Here is an 18,097-nt window from a genome sequence, read left to right as displayed (position 1 = left end):
TGTTTTGTAACATGAAAAATAGTTGATTTCTCAAAGGAGGAATAAAAAGATGGCAATTTTAGTAACAGGCGGAGCCGGATATATCGGCAGCCATACCGTAGTGGAACTTCAGAGTGCAGGATATGATGTAGTGGTTCTGGATAATCTTTCCAACTCCAGCGAAAAATCTCTGGAACGAGTGGAAAAAATCACAGGGAAACCTGTAAAATTTTATAAAGCAGATATTTTAGACAGAGAGGCTTTGAATGAAGTCTTTGAAAAAGAATCCATTGATTCCTGTATTCATTTTGCAGGCTTAAAAGCAGTAGGAGAGTCTGTCCAAAAGCCCTGGGAATATTATGAAAACAATATTGCAGGCACTCTGACTCTGGTGGATGTCATGAGAAAGCACAATGTGAAGAACATCATCTTCTCTTCTTCTGCAACGGTATACGGTGACCCGGCTTTTGTTCCTATTACAGAGGAATGCCCAAAAGGCACCTGCACCAATCCATACGGCTGGACAAAATCCATGCTGGAACAGGTTTTGACAGATATTCAGAAAGCAGACCCGGAATGGAATGTGGTTATTTTAAGATACTTCAACCCCATCGGTGCACATAAGAGCGGTACCATTGGAGAGAATCCAAACGGTATTCCAAATAACTTAATGCCATATATCACACAGGTGGCTGTAGGAAAATTAAAAGAATTGGGTGTATTCGGAAATGATTACGACACACATGACGGAACCGGTGTGAGAGATTATATCCATGTGGTGGATTTAGCCAAAGGCCATGTAAAGGCTTTAAAGAAGATTGAAGACAAATCCGGACTGTCTGTTTACAACCTGGGAACAGGTAAGGGATACAGCGTACTGGATATTGTGAAAAACTTTGAAGAAGCTACAGGCGTGAAGATTCCATATGTGATTAAACCGCGCCGTGCAGGCGATATTGCAACCTGCTATTCCAGTGCAGAAAAAGCGTACAAAGAACTGGGATGGAAAGCTGAAAACGGAATTAAAGAAATGTGTGAGGACTCCTGGAGATGGCAGTCTAACAATCCAAACGGATACGACGAATAAAAATAAGCCTATGGAAAGCCCCGTAAGAGAAGCAAAAGATTTGCTTTTCTTGCGGGGCTTTTTGTGGGGCGCCTGGCGGCGCAGGGTTTAATAAATTTTCTTGTGTTCGTATACAGGTTCAGAAGTAAGCTGCACGCCCAGTTTTTTGAAGACTTTCTTGTCCACAGAAGACAGCATGACAGAGGAATGTACCTGGCAGCCTTTCAGCTTTGGAAGCTGTTCCAGAGCCAATTTAGCCACGTCGCTGGTGGCAGCAGTGCTGGACAGGGCAATGAGTACCTCATCGGTATGCAGTCTTGGGTTTTTACTTCCCAGATAATCGATTTTCAGCTTCTGAATCGGTTCAATGGCTGTTGGGGAAAGCACATGCAGGTTGTGAGGAATCTGTGCCAGTTCCTTTAAGGTGTTCAGAAGGAGTGCAGCGGAAGCGCCCAAAAGGTCAGAAGTTTTTCCGGTGAGAATTCTTCCGTCCTCCAGCTCAATGGCAGCAGCCGGAGCCCCGGTTTTTTCCGCACGTTCTAAAGCAGCAGTGGTAACACGGCGGTTTTCAGTAGAAATGCCCGCCTGTTTCATCAGCAGTTCCAGCTTGAAGACTTCTTCCTCTGTGTTGGATTCCTCCAGACGGCCTTCCAATGCCTGGTAGTATCTGCGGATGATTTCCTGTCTGGAAGCCTCTCTGCAGGCTTCATCGTCAATGATACAGTTTCCTGCCATATTGACACCCATGTCTGTAGGAGACTGGTACGGGCATTTTCCGAAAATTCGCTCAAAAATAGCGCTGAGTACCGGGAAAATTTCCACGTCACGGTTGTAGTTTACTGTGGTTTCCCCGTAGGCTTCCAGATGGAAGGGGTCAATCATATTGACGTCGTTTAAGTCCGCGGTAGCTGCTTCGTATGCCAGGTTTACCGGGTGTTTCAGAGGAATGTTCCAGATAGGGAAGGTTTCAAATTTTGCATAGCCTGCGTGGATACCACGTTTGTGTTCATGGTAGAGCTGGGAAAGGCAGGTAGCCATTTTGCCGCTTCCCGGTCCCGGTGCGGTTATAACAACCAGAGGACGGGAGGTTTCAATATATTCGTTCTTGCCGTAGCCTTCGTCGCTGACAATGAAAGGAATGTTGCTTGGATAACCGGCAATGGGATAATGCAGATATACACGGATTCCCAGGTTTTCCAGCTTGGTTTTAAAAGCCATGGCGCCGGCCTGACCGGAAAATTGTGTGATGACAACGCTGCCTACGAAAAAGCCTCTGTCCTTAAAGGCATCCATCAAGCGCAGCACGTCAAGGTCATAGGTAATCCCCAAATCCCCTCTGACTTTATTTTTCTCTATATCGCCGGCACTGATAACGATGACGATTTCCGCATGGTCAGAAAGCTGTTCCAGCATTTTCAGCTTGCTGTCCGGGGCGAATCCCGGCAGAACCCTGGAAGCGTGGTAGTCGTCGAAAAGTTTGCCTCCGAACTCCAGATACAGCTTGTTATCGAACTGACTGATACGTTCTTTGATATGTTCGGACTGCATGGATAAATATTTGTCATTATCAAATCCTATTTTCATCTTTAAGTGCCCCTTTTTCTTTGAATTTATTAAAAAACGCGTAAAGTTATCGTGTACTGCGTTAGTATACTACAATTATACGGGAAAATTCCAGTGTAAACGGCAAAAATCTTTTATTTTGTGTAAATTTACAAAAGTTTAATAAATGTGTACAGTTTTTCATAATCTTATTGTTGATTTATAATCTCGTAATCCTTATAATAAAGAAGATAACGTGAGGAGGAAAGAAATGGAGCAAAATCAGAATAAAGGTCCGAAGGATGACGGGCCTAAGAATAAACAGTCATTACTGGTAGTGGTGATTTGCCTGATGATGGGACTTATCGTAGTAAATCTTTTTAGTATCCTGACAAAAAATCAGACCAATCAAATTAACTACAGCGAGTTCATTGAAAAGGTGAACGATGGTGAGGTCAAAGAAGTTGTGATAAAATCCGACACACTGGAAATCACCTTGAAAGAACAGAAAATTATGGGACAGCCGGTGAAGGTATATACAACGATGTCTGAAAGCCTGGACGAGCTGACAAAGCGTCTGGAAAAGGCGGATGTGACCTTTGGCAGAGAACAGCCAAGTCCGGTTGCGGAGGTGATTCTCAGCCTTTTAGGCATGGTGATTCCTATTGTCGTCATGATTTTTCTGCTGAGTTTCATGTTTAAACGTATGAACGGCGGCAGCGGCATTATGGGCGGCGTGGGAAAAAGCAAAGCCAAAGCCTATGTGCAGAAAGAAACCGGCATTACCTTTAAAGATGTGGCGGGACAGGACGAGGCTAAGGAATCCCTCCAGGAAGTGGTGGATTTCCTGCACAATCCAGGGAAGTATACAGCCATTGGCGCGAAACTTCCAAAGGGCGCGCTGTTAGTGGGACCTCCGGGAACCGGTAAAACGCTTCTGGCGAAAGCCGTGGCAGGCGAGGCTCATGTGCCTTTCTTTTCCCTGTCCGGTTCGGATTTCGTGGAGATGTTTGTAGGTGTGGGTGCGTCCCGTGTCCGGGATTTGTTTGAAGAGGCAAAGAAAAATGCGCCCTGTATTATTTTTATCGACGAGGTAGACGCTATTGGTAAGAGCCGTGATTCCCGTTACGGCGGCAATGACGAGAGGGAGCAGACACTGAATCAGTTGTTGGCTGAGATGGACGGTTTTGATACCTCAAAAGGACTTCTCATTCTGGCGGCTACCAACCGTCCGGAGGTTCTGGATCCGGCGCTTCTGCGTCCGGGACGTTTTGACCGCCGCGTCATTGTGGACCGTCCGGATTTAAAGGGTCGTGTGAGTATTTTAAAAGTACACGCAAAAAATGTGTCTCTGGATGAGACCGTGGATTTGGAGGGCATTGCTCTGGCAACCTCCGGCGCAGTGGGTTCGGATTTGGCAAACATGATGAATGAGGCGGCTATTTTAGCAGTTAAGAACGGAAGAAGCGCTGTTTCCCAGAAAGATTTGCTGGAAGCAGTGGAAGTCGTTTTGGTGGGTAAAGAGAAGAAAGACAGGATTCTGAGCACAGAGGAGAGGAAAATTGTTTCCTATCACGAAGTGGGACATGCGCTGGTCAGCGCTCTGCAGAAGGATTCTGAGCCGGTGCAGAAGATTACCATTGTACCGAGAACCATGGGTGCTCTGGGCTATGTGATGCATGTACCGGAGGAAGAGAAATTCCTAAATACCAGAAAAGAACTGGAAGCCATGCTGGTAGGATACCTGGGCGGACGGGCAGCAGAGGAGATTGTCTTTGATACGGTCACCACGGGCGCAGCCAACGATATTGAACAGGCTACCAAGGTGGCCAGAGCCATGATTACCCAGTACGGTATGTCAGACCGCTTTGGACTTATGGGACTGGCGGAAACCCAGAATCAGTATCTGGACGGAAAAGCCATGTTAAACTGCGGCGATTCCACAGCCACAGAGATTGACCATGAAGTTATGAAACTCCTGAAAAAATCTTATGATGAGGCCAAGAGGCTGCTCAGTGAGAACAGGGATGTGATGGACAAGATTGCAGAGTTTCTGATTCAGAAGGAAACCATTACGGGAAAAGAGTTTATGAAGATTTTCCATGAGGCCAAGGGGATTCAGGAACCGGAGGTCAAGGGCAGAATCGAAGAAAAAACGGTGGAAACAGAAGCACCGATGCAGCTTCCTGGGACACATACAGATGCAGACGAAAATCAGAATTCGGAAGCGGTAGAAATATAAGAGATGAGCTGCCGCATTAAGTAATATCGGGAAGAAGTACAGACATTCCTGATTGCTGCTTAATGCGGCAGCTTTTTTCAGAAAGGAGAGCATATGTTTCATATAGAGGAAGAACTGAAAAAGCTGCCGTCGCTGCCGGGAGTTTACATGATGCATGACCGACATGATACGATTATCTATGTGGGAAAGGCCATCAGCCTGAAAAACAGGGTGCGGCAGTATTTTCAGAAAAGCCGCAATCTGGGAATTAAGAAAGAACAGATGGTGGAACAGATAGAGCGATTTGAATACATTGTGACAGATTCGGAGCTGGAAGCCCTGGTGCTGGAATCCAATCTGATTAAAGAGCACAAGCCAAAGTACAACACCATGCTGAAGGACGACAAGAATTATCCATTTATTAAGGTGACGGTAGGAGAAACATTCCCCAGAATTATGACAGCCAGAAGCATGAAAAAGGACAAATCCAAATATTTTGGCCCTTATACCAGTGCCGGGGCGGTGAAGGATGTCATTGAACTGACCAGAAAGCTGTATCATCTTCGGACCTGCACCCGCAATCTTCCCAGGGATGTGGGAAAAGAGAGGCCCTGTCTTTATTACCATATCAAGCAGTGCCAGGCTCCTTGTCAGGGCTATATTTCCAAAGAGGAGTACCGGAAGCAGGTAGACAGTCTTCTGGACTTTCTGGGAGGAAATCACAAATCTGTTTTGAAGGAACTGGAGGAGAAAATGCTGCAGGCTTCCGGAGAGATGAAATTTGAAGAAGCCGCACAGTACCGGGATTTGATGCAGAGTGTGGAAAAAATTGGTGAACGGCAGAAAATTACAGACCATCCGGGAGAGGATAAAGATATTATTGCAGCTGCCATGGAAAACGATGACGCGGTGGTGCAGGTGTTCTTTGTCCGGGACGGAAAACTCATCGGTCGTGACCATTTTTATATGAAGACAGCGCCGGGGGAGAATCGCAGAGGGATTTTGTCCAGCTTTTTGAAACAGTTTTATGCGGGGACTCCTTTTATTCCCAGAGAAATTATGCTGCAGGAGGAAATTGAGGACCGGGAACTTTTAGAAGAATGGCTGGAGAGCCGCAAAGGCAGGAAAGTCCGCATTACCGTGCCAAAAAAAGGAACCAAGGAAAAACTGGTGGAACTGGCTTACCAGAATGCAAAGTTGGTGCTCAGGCAGGATAAGGAACGAATACAGCGGGAAGAGGGAAGAACGATTGGGGCGGTCAAAGAGATTGCGCAGCTGTTAAATATGAGGGGCATCAACCGGATAGAGGCTTTTGATATTTCCAACATCAGCGGTTTTCAGTCCGTGGGCTCCATGGTGGTTTACGAGAAGGGAAAACCCAAGCGCAGTGATTATCGGAAGTTCCGGATTCAGTCCGTGGAAGGTCCCAATGATTATGCCAGCATGGAAGAGGTGCTGACCCGGCGGTTTGTCCACGGCATGAACGAGCAGGAGGAGCGGCAGCGTGAAAATTCGGGAAATGTGTATGGCAGTTTTACCAGGTTCCCGGATTTGATTATGATGGACGGCGGAAGAGGACAGGTAAACATAGCCCTGTCTGTGCTGGACAAACTGCAGCTTTCCATTCCTGTATGCGGTATGGTAAAGGACGACAAGCACCGCACCAGAGGACTGTATTTCCAAAATGAAGAAATTCCCATTGATAGAGACAGCGAGGGCTTTAAGCTGATTACCCGGATTCAGGACGAGGCTCACCGGTTTGCCATTGAGTACCACCGTTCCCTGCGCAGCAAGGGGCAGGTCCATTCTCTTCTGGATGATATTCCAGGTATCGGGCCTGCCAGAAGAAAGGCGCTGATGAAGCGTTTTAAAGGTCTGGAGGGGCTTCGGGAGGCTTCCGTAGAGGAATTGTCCCAGGTGGAATCCATGAACGAAAAAGCAGCCCGGCAGGTATACGAATTTTTACACCGGCGGAGGGAAGAAAGCGCCAGTCCGTTGTTGAACTTGCAAAGTCCATATGATAAAATAAGAAAAGAACCAAAAGACTGACACAGAAGGAGATTATGACATGACAGGTGTAGAATTAAATAAAATGATACAGGAATTAAACCTGTATAATAAAACACCGGAAATCGATACATCGGGCAAGCGTATCAACACACCGGAAATTAACCGTCCGGCTTTGCAGCTGACCGGGTATCTGGAACACTTTGAAAATGAACGTGTGCAGATTATCGGTTATGTGGAATACACATACCTGCTTCATTTGGAAAAAAAGGAAAAGCTGAGGGCTTTTGAACGGTTTGTTGCCAGCAAGATTCCCTGTGTGGTTTTTACAACCATGACAGAGCCGGATGAGGATATGCTGGGGCTTGCCTGCAAATATCAGGTTCCGGTGCTGGTGACACAAAAAACCACCTCTGCATTCATGGCAGAGCTTATTCGCTGGCTGGGAGTACAGCTTGCCCCTTGCATTTCCATTCACGGGGTGCTGGTGGACGTATACGGGGAAGGCGTTCTGATTATGGGCGAAAGCGGTATCGGTAAGAGCGAAGCGGCTCTGGAGCTGATTAAGAGGGGGCATCGTCTTGTCAGCGACGACGTGGTGGAACTGCGCCGTGTCAGCGATGTTACGCTGGTAGGGTCTGCTCCGGACATCACCCGTCACTTTATCGAACTGCGAGGTATTGGCATTATTGACGTGAAGACCCTGTTTGGTGTGGAAAGTGTAAAGGATACCCAGTCCATTGATTTGGTTATCAAACTGGAAGAGTGGAACCGGGATAAAGAATATGACCGCCTGGGCATGGAAGAAGAATATACGGAATTTCTGGGCAATAAGATTGTGTGTCATTCTCTGCCTATCCGTCCGGGACGAAACCTGGCAGTCATTGTAGAATCTGCCGCAGTCAACCACAGACAGAAAAAGATGGGCTATAATGCCGCACAGGAACTGTACCGCCGCGTACAGGAAAATATGGCGAAAAAGAGGGAAGAAGGAGAAGAAAATGAGTAAGTATTGCTTTGGGATTGATGTAGGAGGAACCAGTGTAAAATGCGCTTTGTTTTCAGCAGAAGGAACCATTGAGGAAAAATGGGAAATTCCCACACGGACAGAGCAGGAGGGAGTAAAGATTCTTCCTGATATTGCGGAAGCTATTTTGAAAAAAATGGAAGAAAAAGAAATTACCAGAGAAGAGGCCGTTGGCATAGGTATCGGACTTCCGGGTCCTATTGAAGAAAATGGGGAAATTGCCTGTGCGGTTAACCTGCACTGGGGAAGAAAAAATGTGGAAAAAGAACTGGAAGAGCTGACCGGTATGCCGGTAAAAGCCGGAAATGATGCCAACGTAGCGGCTTTGGGAGAAATGTGGAAGGGCGGCGGAAAAGGCGCAAAGAACCTGATTCTGGCAACCCTGGGCACTGGCGTAGGCGGCGGAATCATTATCAATGAGAAAATCGTTACAGGCGCTCATGGCGCAGGCGGAGAAATCGGACATGCCATGATAAATCCGGCAGAGGAAAAAGCCTGCAACTGCGGCAACAAAGGTTGTCTGGAGCAGTATGCTTCCGCTACGGGAATTGCTTCTCTGGCCCGAAAAGCCCTGGGAAAGACAGAAAAGGAATCTCTGCTGCGGAGCAAGAGTCATGTGACTGCAAAAGATGTTTTTGACGCCTATAAGGAAAAGGATGCTCTGGCGCAGGAGATTGTGGATGAGTTTGCAGAGTATCTGGGCAGAGCGCTGGCTGTTTTTGCCTGTGTGGCAGACCCGGATGTTATCGTTTTGGGCGGCGGCGTGTCTAAAGCAGGACAGGTGCTGGTGGACTGTGTGGAGAAATATTATCAGAAATATGCATTTTCTGCATGCAAGGCAACGCCTATTAAACTGGCAACTCTGGGAAATGATGCGGGAATCTGCGGAGCAGCTAAATTGATTTTGAGCAGATAAAAGCAAAGAAAATAGAAGAAGACTGCATAAACGGTATGTGCATTCGTTTATGCAGTCTTTTTTTGCTGTTTTATTCTGTTGGCGTTTCAGCCGGAGGCGTTTCCTGTGGAGTTTCCGGCTGCTGTGTATCTGTACCTCCGTCTGTCGGAGGCGTTTCCGTTGGCGTCTGGTTGTCTGCCGGAGGAGTTTCCGGCTGTGTCTGTTCCGGTTCGGTTACAGGATTGTCCGGTGTTGGCGTTTCCGTGGTTGTATCATTTTCTTCGGATCCGGATTCCGAACTGCTTTCGGAACTGTAGCTGCGGCGGTAATGACCGGAGCAGTATTTTTTCGGAAGCTGTTCTGTGTCAAAGAGTTCTGTCACAGAGCTGCAGCTTGAGGTTGCCAGCAGTCCTGTTTCGGTACAGATAGATGCCTTCTCCACGGTGGAGGGCATTTTGAAGTCTGTTTCCGGCAAATCCGCGTGAATACGCTGCATGATTTTCTTCCACAGGGTCTGCTGATAAGTACGGGCTGTTCCCTGAGGAAGCACGGTATTGTCATCATATCCGGCCCATACAGAGCAAGTGTAGTATGGAGTAAATCCTGAGAACCACAGGTTTTTGTAGTTATCTGTGGTACCGGTCTTTCCGGCTACCGGCATGTTGCTAAGCTGCAGTCTGGTACCTGTACCTTGATTTACAACGTCTTCCAGGGCGCTGGTCAGCAGATAAGCGGTGCTTGGCTTGATAACCGTAGTTTTTTCCGGTGTATTGTCAATGACCACGTTTCCGTCAGAATCCAGAATCTTGGTATAAAACACAGGTTTAATATAAGTTCCGTTGTTTGCAATGGCTGCGTAAGCTGCTGTCAGTTCCAGATTGCTGACACCCTGGGTAATACCACCAAGGGCAGTAGGCAGATTTTCGTCGGTATAATAGTCTCCGCTGCCTTCCGGAATTTCTTTCGGCTCGTCCAGGATGCTGGTGAAACCGAATTTTTTCAGATATTCCACGCTGACCTTTGGAGTGATTTTTTCCATAGCCAGTACAGCGGGAATGTTGTAGGATTTCATGATGGCTGTCCGCATAGAAACAGTTCCGTGATACTGGTGGTCATAGTTGTAAAGGGGCTGTCCGTTGGCATAGGTATAAGGCTCGTCCTCGAAAGTTGTTGCCAGTGTCATACCGCCTTCGTTTAAGGCTGCTGCATAAACGGCCAGCGGTTTAAAGGTAGAACCAGGCTGCCGCAGTGTGTTGGTGGCACGGTTTAAGGTAAGGCTGGAGGATTTCTCTCCCCGCCCGCCTACAATGGCCTTTACATAACCGGTGTGCTGGTCAATAATGGTAATAGAGGACTGAGGCTGAGGCGTCAGATGCATGGTTTCACTGACTACTTCGCTTCCGTCTGCCAGAATGGATGCTTTATAGGTATCCACATGGGCCTGTGCGCTTTCTGCGCTGTCGAAAAGCAGCGTGAAATTGGAATCTTCATTTTGGATGAAGTATTCCTTCAGCATTTCTTTACTGTAATTTTCCTGTTTCCCATTGGGGTGTTTCACCGTAAGGGCATAGTCCAGAGTTACCTGGCTGCCTGCCGGGAAATTGTCAGGATTTTCATATTCTTCATCACAAATCTGCTGAATGGATGGGTCCTGTGTGGTATAGATACGCAGGCCGCCGCTGTAAAGGGCCGTGTAAGCCTGGGCTTCTGTATAGCCCCGCTGTTCCTGCAAATCCCGTACCACCTGTTCGGTGAGTTCATCAATGAAATAACTGTATGTTTTATCTGTTTCTTCCTGTGTCTGTTCTACATTCTGAATCCGCTCATAGACGTTGTCGGCCAGACATTCGTCATACTGTGCTTTGGTGATGTATTCCTGCTCCAGCATGTGGTCCAGAACATCTTTTCTTCTCTGAGCATTTTTCTCAGGATATACTACCGGATTGAACTTGGTGGGGTTCTGACTGATTCCGGCAATGACCGTACATTCGGAAAGTGTCAAATCACTGACATTCTTGCCGAAATAACCCTGTGCGGCAGCCTGTACACCGTAGTTTCCGTTTCCGAGGTTGATGGTATTCAGATAATTTTCCAGAATAACGTTTTTGTCTTTTACCTGTTTTTCCAGCTGAATGGCCAGATACTGTTCCTGGAATTTACGCTTGAAGCGCTGTATCACGGACTCGTTGGTCCAGCCTGTGAAAACATTGTTTTTCAAAAGCTGCTGGGTAATGGTACTGGCGCCTTCTGTAAAGTGTCCGCCGTTGGCAATACCTTTAATCCCGGCGCGGAGAATGCCTCGTATATCAATACCATTGTGTTCATAGAAACGTTCGTCTTCAATAGCCACCACCGCATGCTGTAAATCCAGTGGAATCTGGTCAATAGTGACCGGCATTCGGTTGGAGTTGGGGGCGGTGAGTTTCTGAAGCTGGTTTCCGTTTGCGTCGTAGACAAAGGTAGCTTCGCCTACAGGGACAATGTTGACTTCTGAAATATCAGGTGCATTGTCTATGAGTCCTTTCAATGCGCCGATGCCCACACTGCCGCCTATGAACAGCAGGGCTATCAAAGAGATGAAAATGACACGCAGAAAAGAAACGTTTGCTTTTTTTCCCATCATGGTAGAATGGGAGGACAAATCATTTCGCTTCTTATTTACGGCACGTTTTCCAAAATTCATGTAGTTTGCCTCCTTTTCCCGTCCATTATAACAAATGGCTGAACCTAATTCAAGAAACTTTGGCTTTGTGCAGGGGAATTTCATTTTTTATTCATAAATGTTCCCTGTATGGCGGAAAGTATGCTAAAATACAAAGAAATAAAGATAGAGAAATCAGAAATGAGGAAATTTATGCTGGAACAATATAAAACCGTTTATCAGGGAGGCACAGGAGAAATCGTGGAAAAGAAATCCCGGTTTATTGCCACCGTGCGTCCGGTCAAAACAGAAGAAGAAGCTATGCTGTTTATAGAGGAAATGAAAAAGAAATACTGGGATGCCAGACACAACTGTTCCGCCTGGGTGATTGGAGAGCGCCGAGAGTCTATGCGCTGTAGTGACGACGGAGAACCCCAGGGAACTGCAGGAAAGCCTATGTTGGACGTGCTTCTGGGAGAGGAACTGTACAATACCGCTGTGGTGGTGACCCGGTATTTCGGCGGCACGCTTCTTGGCACAGGCGGTCTGGTGCGGGCTTATTCCAAGGCAGTACAGGAGGGACTGGCAGCCAGTCGGGTGATTACAAAGCGCCACGGCATTCTTACGGAGGTGGGAACGGATTATAACGGTGTGGGAAAACTGCAGTATCTGTTTGCACAGAGTGACATTCCTATTATGGATTCTGTTTATGCCGAAGATGTGAGGCTGCAGGTACTTGTCCCGGCAGCAGAGGCAGAGAGGGTAAAAAAAGCTGTGACAGAAGCAACCAGTGCACGGGCCTCTGTCACAGAAGTAAAAGAACTGTATTTTGCTGTTTCAGATGGAGAATATCTTCTGTTTGATGATTAGCATTTCTCCGGTTCCGGATAGTCTGCACCGAAGGTTTCTACAGTCATGGAAGCGATTTCCTGCTTCTCCAGGGGACGGTCGCTGTAGTCTGTGCGTGTTTCCGCAATTTTATTTACTACGTCCATGCCTTCGATGACTTTTCCGAATGCAGCGTAAGCACCGTCCAGGTGCGGAGAAGTTTCGTGCATAATGAAGAACTGGCTGCCTGCGGAATCCGGGTGCATGGCTCTTGCCATGGACAGAACGCCTGGTGTGTGTGCCAGATTGTTTTCAAAGTGGTTCTGTGCGAATTCTCCTTTGATGGAATAGCCGGGACCGCCCATGCCTGTGCCGTCCGGGCAGCCGCCCTGAATCATAAAGCCGCGGATAACTCTGTGGAAAATCAGACCGTCATAGAATCCGCTTTTCACCAGACCGATAAAGTTATTTACTGTATTTGGGGCGATTTCAGGATATAATTCTGCTTTCATTACATCGCCGTTTGCCATTGTAATGGTTACAACTGGATTTGCCATAGTAAAATCTCCTTTTGTTTTGTCTATATTGTTATGTCCAACATTATAAGCGGAAAAAATAAAAGGTGCAAGCCACAATTTTGTATGCTATACTGAAACAGGCAAATGGAACCAGAAAGAAAGCAAGTAAGAAGTAAAAGAGGATTATCCATGATAATAGAAACAAACAGTGCAAAGGAAACGTTCCTGCTGGGAGAAAAGCTTGGCAGACAGGCTGCGGCAGGACAGATTTATACATTAAACGGAGACCTGGGAGTGGGAAAGACGGTGTTCACCCAGGGCGTGGCAGCAGGGCTTGGCATTGCGGAACCAGTCAACAGCCCTACTTTTACCATTATACAGGAATACGAGGGCGGAAGGCTGCCGTTTTATCACTTTGATGTATACCGTATCGGAGATATTGAAGAGATGGAAGAAATCGGCTATGATGATTATTTCTTCGGAGAGGGCGTCTGTCTCATTGAATGGGCAGAGCTTATCGAAGAACTTCTGCCGGAAAATATCATTTCCATTACCATAGAAAAAAATCCGGAGAAGGGATTTGACTACCGGAAAATTACCATAGAAGGAGTGGAGACATTATGAAAATACTGGCGCTTGACAGTTCCGGGCTGGTGGCCTCTGTGGCCCTTGTGGAGGACGACATACTGGTTGCGGAATATACCATGAATTACAAGAAAACACATTCCCAGACGTTATTGCCCATGTTGGATGAAATTAAGAAGGCAGTCAATCTGGATTTGGAGAGTATCGATGCCATTGCCGTGGCAGCAGGACCGGGTTCTTTTACCGGACTTCGCATTGGCTCTGCAACGGCCAAAGGACTGGGACTGGCTTTGCAGAAACCTTTAATCGGTGTGCCTACAGTGGAGGCGCTGGCTTATAATCTCTACGGCACAGACCGGGATACGGTTATCTGTCCTATGATGGACGCCAGAAGAAAGCAGGTTTATACAGGGATTTATACCTTTGAGGACCATCAGCTGAAAACCATACAGGACCAGGACGCCCTTCCTATGGACGAACTTCTGGAAAAAGTAAATGCATTGGGAAAAAACGTAATCTTTCTGGGAGACGGCGTACCGGTTTTTAAAGAATTGATTCAGGAAAAGTGTCAGGTTTCTTACAGTTTTGCGCCTGCTCATTTAAACCGCCAGAGAGCCGGGGCTGTGGCTGCTCTTGGCGCTGTGTATTTTGCCCGGGGAAAGACTGAAACAGCGGCAGAACATCAGCCGGACTATCTGCGGGTATCCCAGGCGGAAAGGGAAAGGGCGGAACGCCTGGCAAAAGAACATGCCTGAAATTCGGGAAATGACAGAAAAAGAGGTGCAGGAGATTGCTGCCATGGAGGCGGAGAATTTTTCCAAACCCTGGAGTGAAAAAAGCTTTCTGGATGCGGTAAAAGATTCCCATGCCCTGTATCTGACTGCGTGGGAGGACGGGAAGCCAGCAGGCTATGCCGGTATGTGGATTGCTCTGGACGAAGGCGAAATCACCAATGTATGTGTAAAGCAGGAATACCGGGGAAGGAAAATCGGAACGGCTCTTTTAGCTGCCCTGGAACAGAGGGGAAAGGAGAGAGGGGTTGCCTCTTTCTTTCTGGAAGTGAGAGAGAGCAACGAAAAAGCCATTGGATTGTACGAAAAGGCAGGATTTGCCAGAATGGGTATACGAAAAAATTTCTATGAAGCGCCCGTGGAGAACGCAGCGGTGATGTGTAAAAGATAGCAAATCTGCTATCTTTTTCTAAGTTTACAGCTATTTCCCACTGGGATTTTACAGCCGGATTCGCTATACTCTTTTTGTAACCTCAAAACGTTTCACACTTTGGAGGACAAGAATGAAAAAATATACAAAACAGATGGAAGCACAGTTTCTGGAAGTTTACTGCAACTGCTGTGGAAGACAGCTGCGGACACAGAAGGACATGATTTTGGAAGGGGCTTTCCCCGGTCATGTACAGTGGGGCTATTTCTCAGAAAAAGACGGAGAAGTTCATGATTTTGATTTGTGTGAAAGCTGTTACGATAAATGGATTGGCTCTTTTCGGATTCCGGTAGAAGTGAAAAGGGAAAATGAGTTGTTGTAGCACAAAAAAATGTGTGCTATGATAAGAAACAGACAGAAACGAAACCGATAGAAACGAGGAAGATAGAATGTTGGATGTATGCCTGCTGGGTACAGGCGGTATGATGCCTCTGCCCAGAAGAAAATTAACATCTTTGATGACAAGATATAACGGAAGCAATCTGATGATTGACTGCGGAGAAGGAACACAGGTGGCTGTAAAGGAAAAAGGCTGGAGTTTTAAGCCCATTGATGTAATCTGTTTTACGCATTATCATGCGGACCACATCAGCGGACTGCCGGGACTTTTGCTGACCATGGGAAATGCAGAACGGACGGAACCGCTGACCCTGATTGGTCCTAAGGGGCTGGTGCGGGTAGTGTCTGCCCTGCGTGTCATTGCGCCGGAGCTTCCTTTTGAAATTCAGTGTATAGAGCTGACAAAGCCGGAGGAAACTTTTGTGCTGAATGGTTATCACATTACTGCATTTCGGGTGAATCACAATGTCACTTGTTACGGATACAGTCTGGAAATCAAAAGAAGCGGTAAATTTGACCCGGCCAGAGCAAAGGAGCAGAACATTCCTTTAAAATGCTGGAATCCTCTGCAGAAAGGAGAAACCGTAACCTTTGATGGTGTGACTTATACGCCGGATATGGTTCTGGGAGCTGAGAGAAAGGGAATCAAGCTGACTTACACTACAGATACCCGTCCGGTGCCTTCTATTGCAGAACATGCAGCAGGTTCAGATTTGTTTATTTGTGAAGGTATGTATGGAGAGCAGGACAAGGAGCAGAAAGCAAAAGCTTATAAACATATGACCTTCCAGGAGGCAGCAGGTCTGGCAAAAGAAGCCCGGGTAAAGCAGATGTGGCTGACCCATTACAGTCCCTCTCTGGTGCGGCCGGAGGAGGCTCTGGAGGAAGCGGCAAAGGTATTTCCAAACACCATTGCGGCAAGGGACAGACAGTCTGTGGAATTACAGTTTGAAGACGGTGAAGGAGATAAAAAGCAATGAAAAAGGAAGACGTACTGATTCTGGCAATCGAAAGTTCCTGTGATGAAACCGCAGCCTCTGTTATCAAGAACGGACGCACGGTGTTATCAAATATTATTTCTTCTCAGATTGATTTGCATAAATTATATGGAGGCGTTGTACCGGAAATTGCCTCCAGAAAACATATCGAAAAGATTAACCAGGTTATTGAAGAAGCTTTGAAAGAGGCAGGCGTTACCCTGGATGATTTAGATGCCATTGGCGTGACTTACGGGCCTGGGCTTGTAGGCGCCCTTTTAGTAGGAGTAGCAGAAGCCAAAGCTATCAGCTTTGCAAAAGACCTTCCTTTGGTAGGAGTGCATCATATAGAGGGACATATTTCTGCCAATTATATCGAAAATCCGGATTTGGAGCCACCGTTTTTATGTCTGGTAGTATCCGGAGGACATACGCATCTAGTCATTGTAAAAGATTATGGAAAATTTGAAATCCTGGGACGCACCAGAGATGATGCAGCGGGAGAAGCTTTTGATAAAGTGGCCCGCGCCATTGGTCTTGGATATCCGGGAGGACCGAAAATCGACCGCTTATCCAAAGAGGGAAACCCCTATGCCATGAATTTTCCAAAGGCAAAAGTAGAGGACGCACCCTATGATTTCAGCTTTAGCGGAGTGAAATCTGCAGTTTTGAACCATATTAATAAATGCAAAATGCAGGGAATCCCTGTGGTAGAGGCTGACGTTGCCGCGTCTTTCCAGCGCTGCGTAGTCGAAGTATTGGTAGAGCATGCCATTGCGGCAGCAAAAGACTATCACATTGATAAGCTGGCTATTGCGGGAGGGGTTGCCTCCAATCAGACTCTGCGGACGGCTATGCAGCAGGCCTGTGAGAAGAACCATATTCAGTTTTATCATCCCTCCCCTATTTTCTGCACGGATAATGCGGCCATGATAGGAGTGGCGGCTTATTATGAATACCAGAAGGGGACAAGACACGGCTGGGATTTGAATGCTGTGCCGAACCTGAAACTGGGAGAACGGTAGAGAAAGGCGGGAGAGCAGATGAAGTGTACAGCCATTGTTCTGGCAGCCGGCCAGGGGAAGCGCATGAACAGCAACATACAGAAGCAGTTTTTGATGATAAAAGGGAAACCTGTACTTTACTACAGCCTTGCGGTTTTTGAGCAGAGTCCGGAAATAGAAGAAATTGTCCTTGTTACGGGAAAGGATTGTATAGAATACTGTAAAAAGGAAATCATAGACTTATACGGGTTTCAAAAGGTGAAAAAGATTGCTGCGGGAGGACGGGAAAGGTATGATTCCGTATATGCGGGACTTTGCGCCTGTGAAGACTGTGATTATGTATTTATTCACGATGGGGCCAGACCCTTTGTTACAGAAGCAATGATAAAGAGGACCAAAGAGGCCGTGGAAAAATACGGTGCCTGTATTGCGGGTATGCCTTCCAAAGACACGGTGAAGCTGGCAGATGAAAACGGAATGGTGGCCAATACTCCGAAGAGAAGTCAGGTATGGACAATCCAGACTCCTCAGGTTTTTTCTTATTCCCTTATTCGGGAAGCACATGAAAAAGCGAGACAGTATGATATGAAAGAAATTACAGATGATTCCATGCTGGTAGAGCGGTATGGAAAGGTTCCGGTTTGTCTTGTAGAAGGGGCTTATGAAAACCTGAAAATCACCACACCGGAGGATATTCTGGTGGCTGAAAAAATTCTTGAAAAAAATTCTTGAAAAGTCTTGACATATCCTGTCAATACATGGTAATATACTACCTGTCGCTGACAAAGCGAGGGTACGGAGAGATATCGAAGTGGTCATAACGAGGCGGTCTTGAAAACCGTTTGTCCGCAAGGGCGCGTGGGTTCGAATCCCACTCTCTCCGCTCGGGAGTTACTTCCGAAAAAAAGAGAATATAAATTCTAAACAGGCTATGGAGAAATACCCAAGAGGCTGAAGGGGCTCCCCTGGAAAGGGAGTAGGTCGTTAATAGCGGCGCGAGGGTTCAAATCCCTCTTTCTCCGCTGACAGCTCTGCTGTCACAAAAAAAGTTTTAAAAAAAATGTTGACAAGCGACTGAAGATATGATAATCTATAAAAGTTGCTGTGAGCGACAGAGAAACTTTGAAAGGCGACTTCGGTCGATGAAAAGTTTAAAAAAAGTTCTTGACAAAGCGATACAGATGTGATAATCTGGTATGGCTGTCGAAAAAAGAACAGCTCAGCCAAATGGCTGAAAAAACTTTTTG

General features: G+C 46.8%; 17 protein-coding genes and 2 tRNA genes. 15 read left to right on the top strand and 4 right to left on the bottom strand.

The window, feature by feature from the left end; translation table 11 throughout:
• The first annotated feature begins 49 nt into the window (after positions 1 to 49).
• The gene (galE, locus tag WKT17_RS14125; RefSeq protein ID WP_173748960.1) at positions 50 to 1,066 is read left to right on the top strand and encodes a UDP-glucose 4-epimerase GalE; all 1,017 of its coding nucleotides are present in this window, start codon (positions 50 to 52) and stop codon (positions 1,064 to 1,066) included.
• Positions 1,067 to 1,153: 87 nt separating this feature from the next.
• Here galE and WKT17_RS14120 read toward each other — a convergent pair whose 3' ends face one another.
• A complete protein-coding gene (locus WKT17_RS14120) occupies positions 1,154 to 2,629 on the bottom strand; it encodes a DUF1846 domain-containing protein (protein ID WP_173748961.1) in 1,476 nt (491 codons plus the stop codon).
• A 229-nt stretch (positions 2,630 to 2,858) separates the two neighbouring features.
• On the opposite strand from WKT17_RS14120, the gene ftsH reads away from it, so the two are divergent.
• The 4 genes from ftsH (at position 2,859) to WKT17_RS14100 (ending at position 8,758) form a co-directional block, all read left to right on the top strand.
• Positions 2,859 to 4,829, top strand: a complete 1,971-nt coding sequence (gene ftsH / locus WKT17_RS14115) for an ATP-dependent zinc metalloprotease FtsH (RefSeq protein ID WP_173748962.1) — start codon at positions 2,859 to 2,861, stop codon at positions 4,827 to 4,829.
• A 93-nt stretch (positions 4,830 to 4,922) separates the two neighbouring features.
• Complete coding sequence (gene uvrC / locus WKT17_RS14110; protein WP_173748963.1) at positions 4,923 to 6,857, top strand: excinuclease ABC subunit UvrC; 1,935 nt, start codon at positions 4,923 to 4,925, stop codon at positions 6,855 to 6,857.
• Positions 6,858 to 6,876: 19 nt separating this feature from the next.
• Positions 6,877 to 7,824 carry an HPr(Ser) kinase/phosphatase gene (gene hprK, locus WKT17_RS14105; protein ID WP_173748964.1) on the top strand — a complete coding sequence of 316 codons (948 nt, stop codon included), beginning with the start codon at positions 6,877 to 6,879 and terminating at the stop codon, positions 7,822 to 7,824.
• Positions 7,817 to 8,758 carry an ROK family glucokinase gene (locus tag WKT17_RS14100; RefSeq protein WP_173748965.1) on the top strand — a complete coding sequence of 314 codons (942 nt, stop codon included), beginning with the start codon at positions 7,817 to 7,819 and terminating at the stop codon, positions 8,756 to 8,758. Before hprK ends, WKT17_RS14100 begins: the two co-directional genes overlap by 8 nt.
• Positions 8,759 to 8,828: 70 nt before the next feature.
• Here WKT17_RS14100 and WKT17_RS14095 read toward each other — a convergent pair whose 3' ends face one another.
• Complete coding sequence (locus WKT17_RS14095; protein WP_298060099.1) at positions 8,829 to 11,420, bottom strand: transglycosylase domain-containing protein; 2,592 nt, start codon at positions 11,418 to 11,420, stop codon at positions 8,829 to 8,831.
• A gap of 171 nt (positions 11,421 to 11,591) precedes the next feature.
• Between WKT17_RS14095 and WKT17_RS14090 the strand changes: the two genes are divergently transcribed.
• A complete protein-coding gene (locus WKT17_RS14090; RefSeq protein ID WP_173748967.1) occupies positions 11,592 to 12,248 on the top strand; it encodes a YigZ family protein in 657 nt (218 codons plus the stop codon).
• Here WKT17_RS14090 and WKT17_RS14085 read toward each other — a convergent pair.
• Positions 12,245 to 12,763, bottom strand: a complete 519-nt coding sequence (locus WKT17_RS14085; RefSeq protein ID WP_173748968.1) for a peptidylprolyl isomerase — start codon at positions 12,761 to 12,763, stop codon at positions 12,245 to 12,247. The genes WKT17_RS14090 and WKT17_RS14085 overlap by 4 nt on opposite strands.
• A 150-nt stretch (positions 12,764 to 12,913) precedes the next feature.
• On the opposite strand from WKT17_RS14085, the gene tsaE reads away from it, so the two are divergent.
• From tsaE to WKT17_RS14040, 9 genes are all read left to right on the top strand, one after another.
• A complete protein-coding gene (gene tsaE, locus WKT17_RS14080) occupies positions 12,914 to 13,348 on the top strand; it encodes a tRNA (adenosine(37)-N6)-threonylcarbamoyltransferase complex ATPase subunit type 1 TsaE (RefSeq protein WP_173748969.1) in 435 nt (144 codons plus the stop codon).
• Complete coding sequence (tsaB, locus tag WKT17_RS14075; RefSeq protein WP_291683522.1) at positions 13,345 to 14,064, top strand: tRNA (adenosine(37)-N6)-threonylcarbamoyltransferase complex dimerization subunit type 1 TsaB; 720 nt, start codon at positions 13,345 to 13,347, stop codon at positions 14,062 to 14,064. The genes tsaE and tsaB overlap by 4 nt, the downstream gene beginning before the upstream one ends.
• Before the next feature lie 10 nt (positions 14,065 to 14,074).
• Positions 14,075 to 14,491, top strand: coding sequence for a ribosomal protein S18-alanine N-acetyltransferase (gene rimI, locus WKT17_RS14070; protein WP_264293465.1), 417 nt, complete (start codon positions 14,075 to 14,077; stop codon positions 14,489 to 14,491).
• A 112-nt stretch (positions 14,492 to 14,603) separates the two neighbouring features.
• Positions 14,604 to 14,852 carry a hypothetical protein gene (locus WKT17_RS14065; protein ID WP_173748972.1) on the top strand — a complete coding sequence of 83 codons (249 nt, stop codon included), beginning with the start codon at positions 14,604 to 14,606 and terminating at the stop codon, positions 14,850 to 14,852.
• Between the two features lie 67 nt (positions 14,853 to 14,919).
• On the top strand, positions 14,920 to 15,849 hold the full coding sequence (locus WKT17_RS14060; protein WP_294461482.1) for a ribonuclease Z: 930 nt from the start codon (positions 14,920 to 14,922) through the stop codon (positions 15,847 to 15,849).
• Entirely contained in the window at positions 15,846 to 16,871 is a 1,026-nt protein-coding gene (tsaD, locus tag WKT17_RS14055; RefSeq protein WP_173748974.1) for a tRNA (adenosine(37)-N6)-threonylcarbamoyltransferase complex transferase subunit TsaD, read from the top strand. The genes WKT17_RS14060 and tsaD overlap by 4 nt, the downstream gene beginning before the upstream one ends.
• An 18-nt stretch (positions 16,872 to 16,889) precedes the next feature.
• The gene (gene ispD, locus WKT17_RS14050; protein ID WP_291683523.1) at positions 16,890 to 17,582 is read left to right on the top strand and encodes a 2-C-methyl-D-erythritol 4-phosphate cytidylyltransferase; all 693 of its coding nucleotides are present in this window, start codon (positions 16,890 to 16,892) and stop codon (positions 17,580 to 17,582) included.
• A gap of 65 nt (positions 17,583 to 17,647) precedes the next feature.
• Positions 17,648 to 17,733: transfer RNA gene (locus WKT17_RS14045), tRNA-Ser, on the top strand.
• Between the two features lie 50 nt (positions 17,734 to 17,783).
• Positions 17,784 to 17,872, top strand: a tRNA-Ser gene (locus WKT17_RS14040).
• Here the strand turns inward: WKT17_RS14040 and WKT17_RS14035 are convergent.
• On the bottom strand, positions 17,835 to 18,097 hold a 263-nt coding region (locus WKT17_RS14035; protein ID WP_340273311.1), incomplete at its 5' end, for a hypothetical protein. The two genes, WKT17_RS14040 and WKT17_RS14035, sit on opposite strands and share 38 nt — an antisense overlap.

Source organism: Blautia sp. HCN-20427 (assembly GCF_037890365.1).
Lineage (GTDB): Bacteria > Bacillota > Clostridia > Lachnospirales > Lachnospiraceae > Blautia.
Note: the sequence above shows the minus strand (reverse complement) of the source record. Positions and strands in the feature narration are given on the sequence as shown.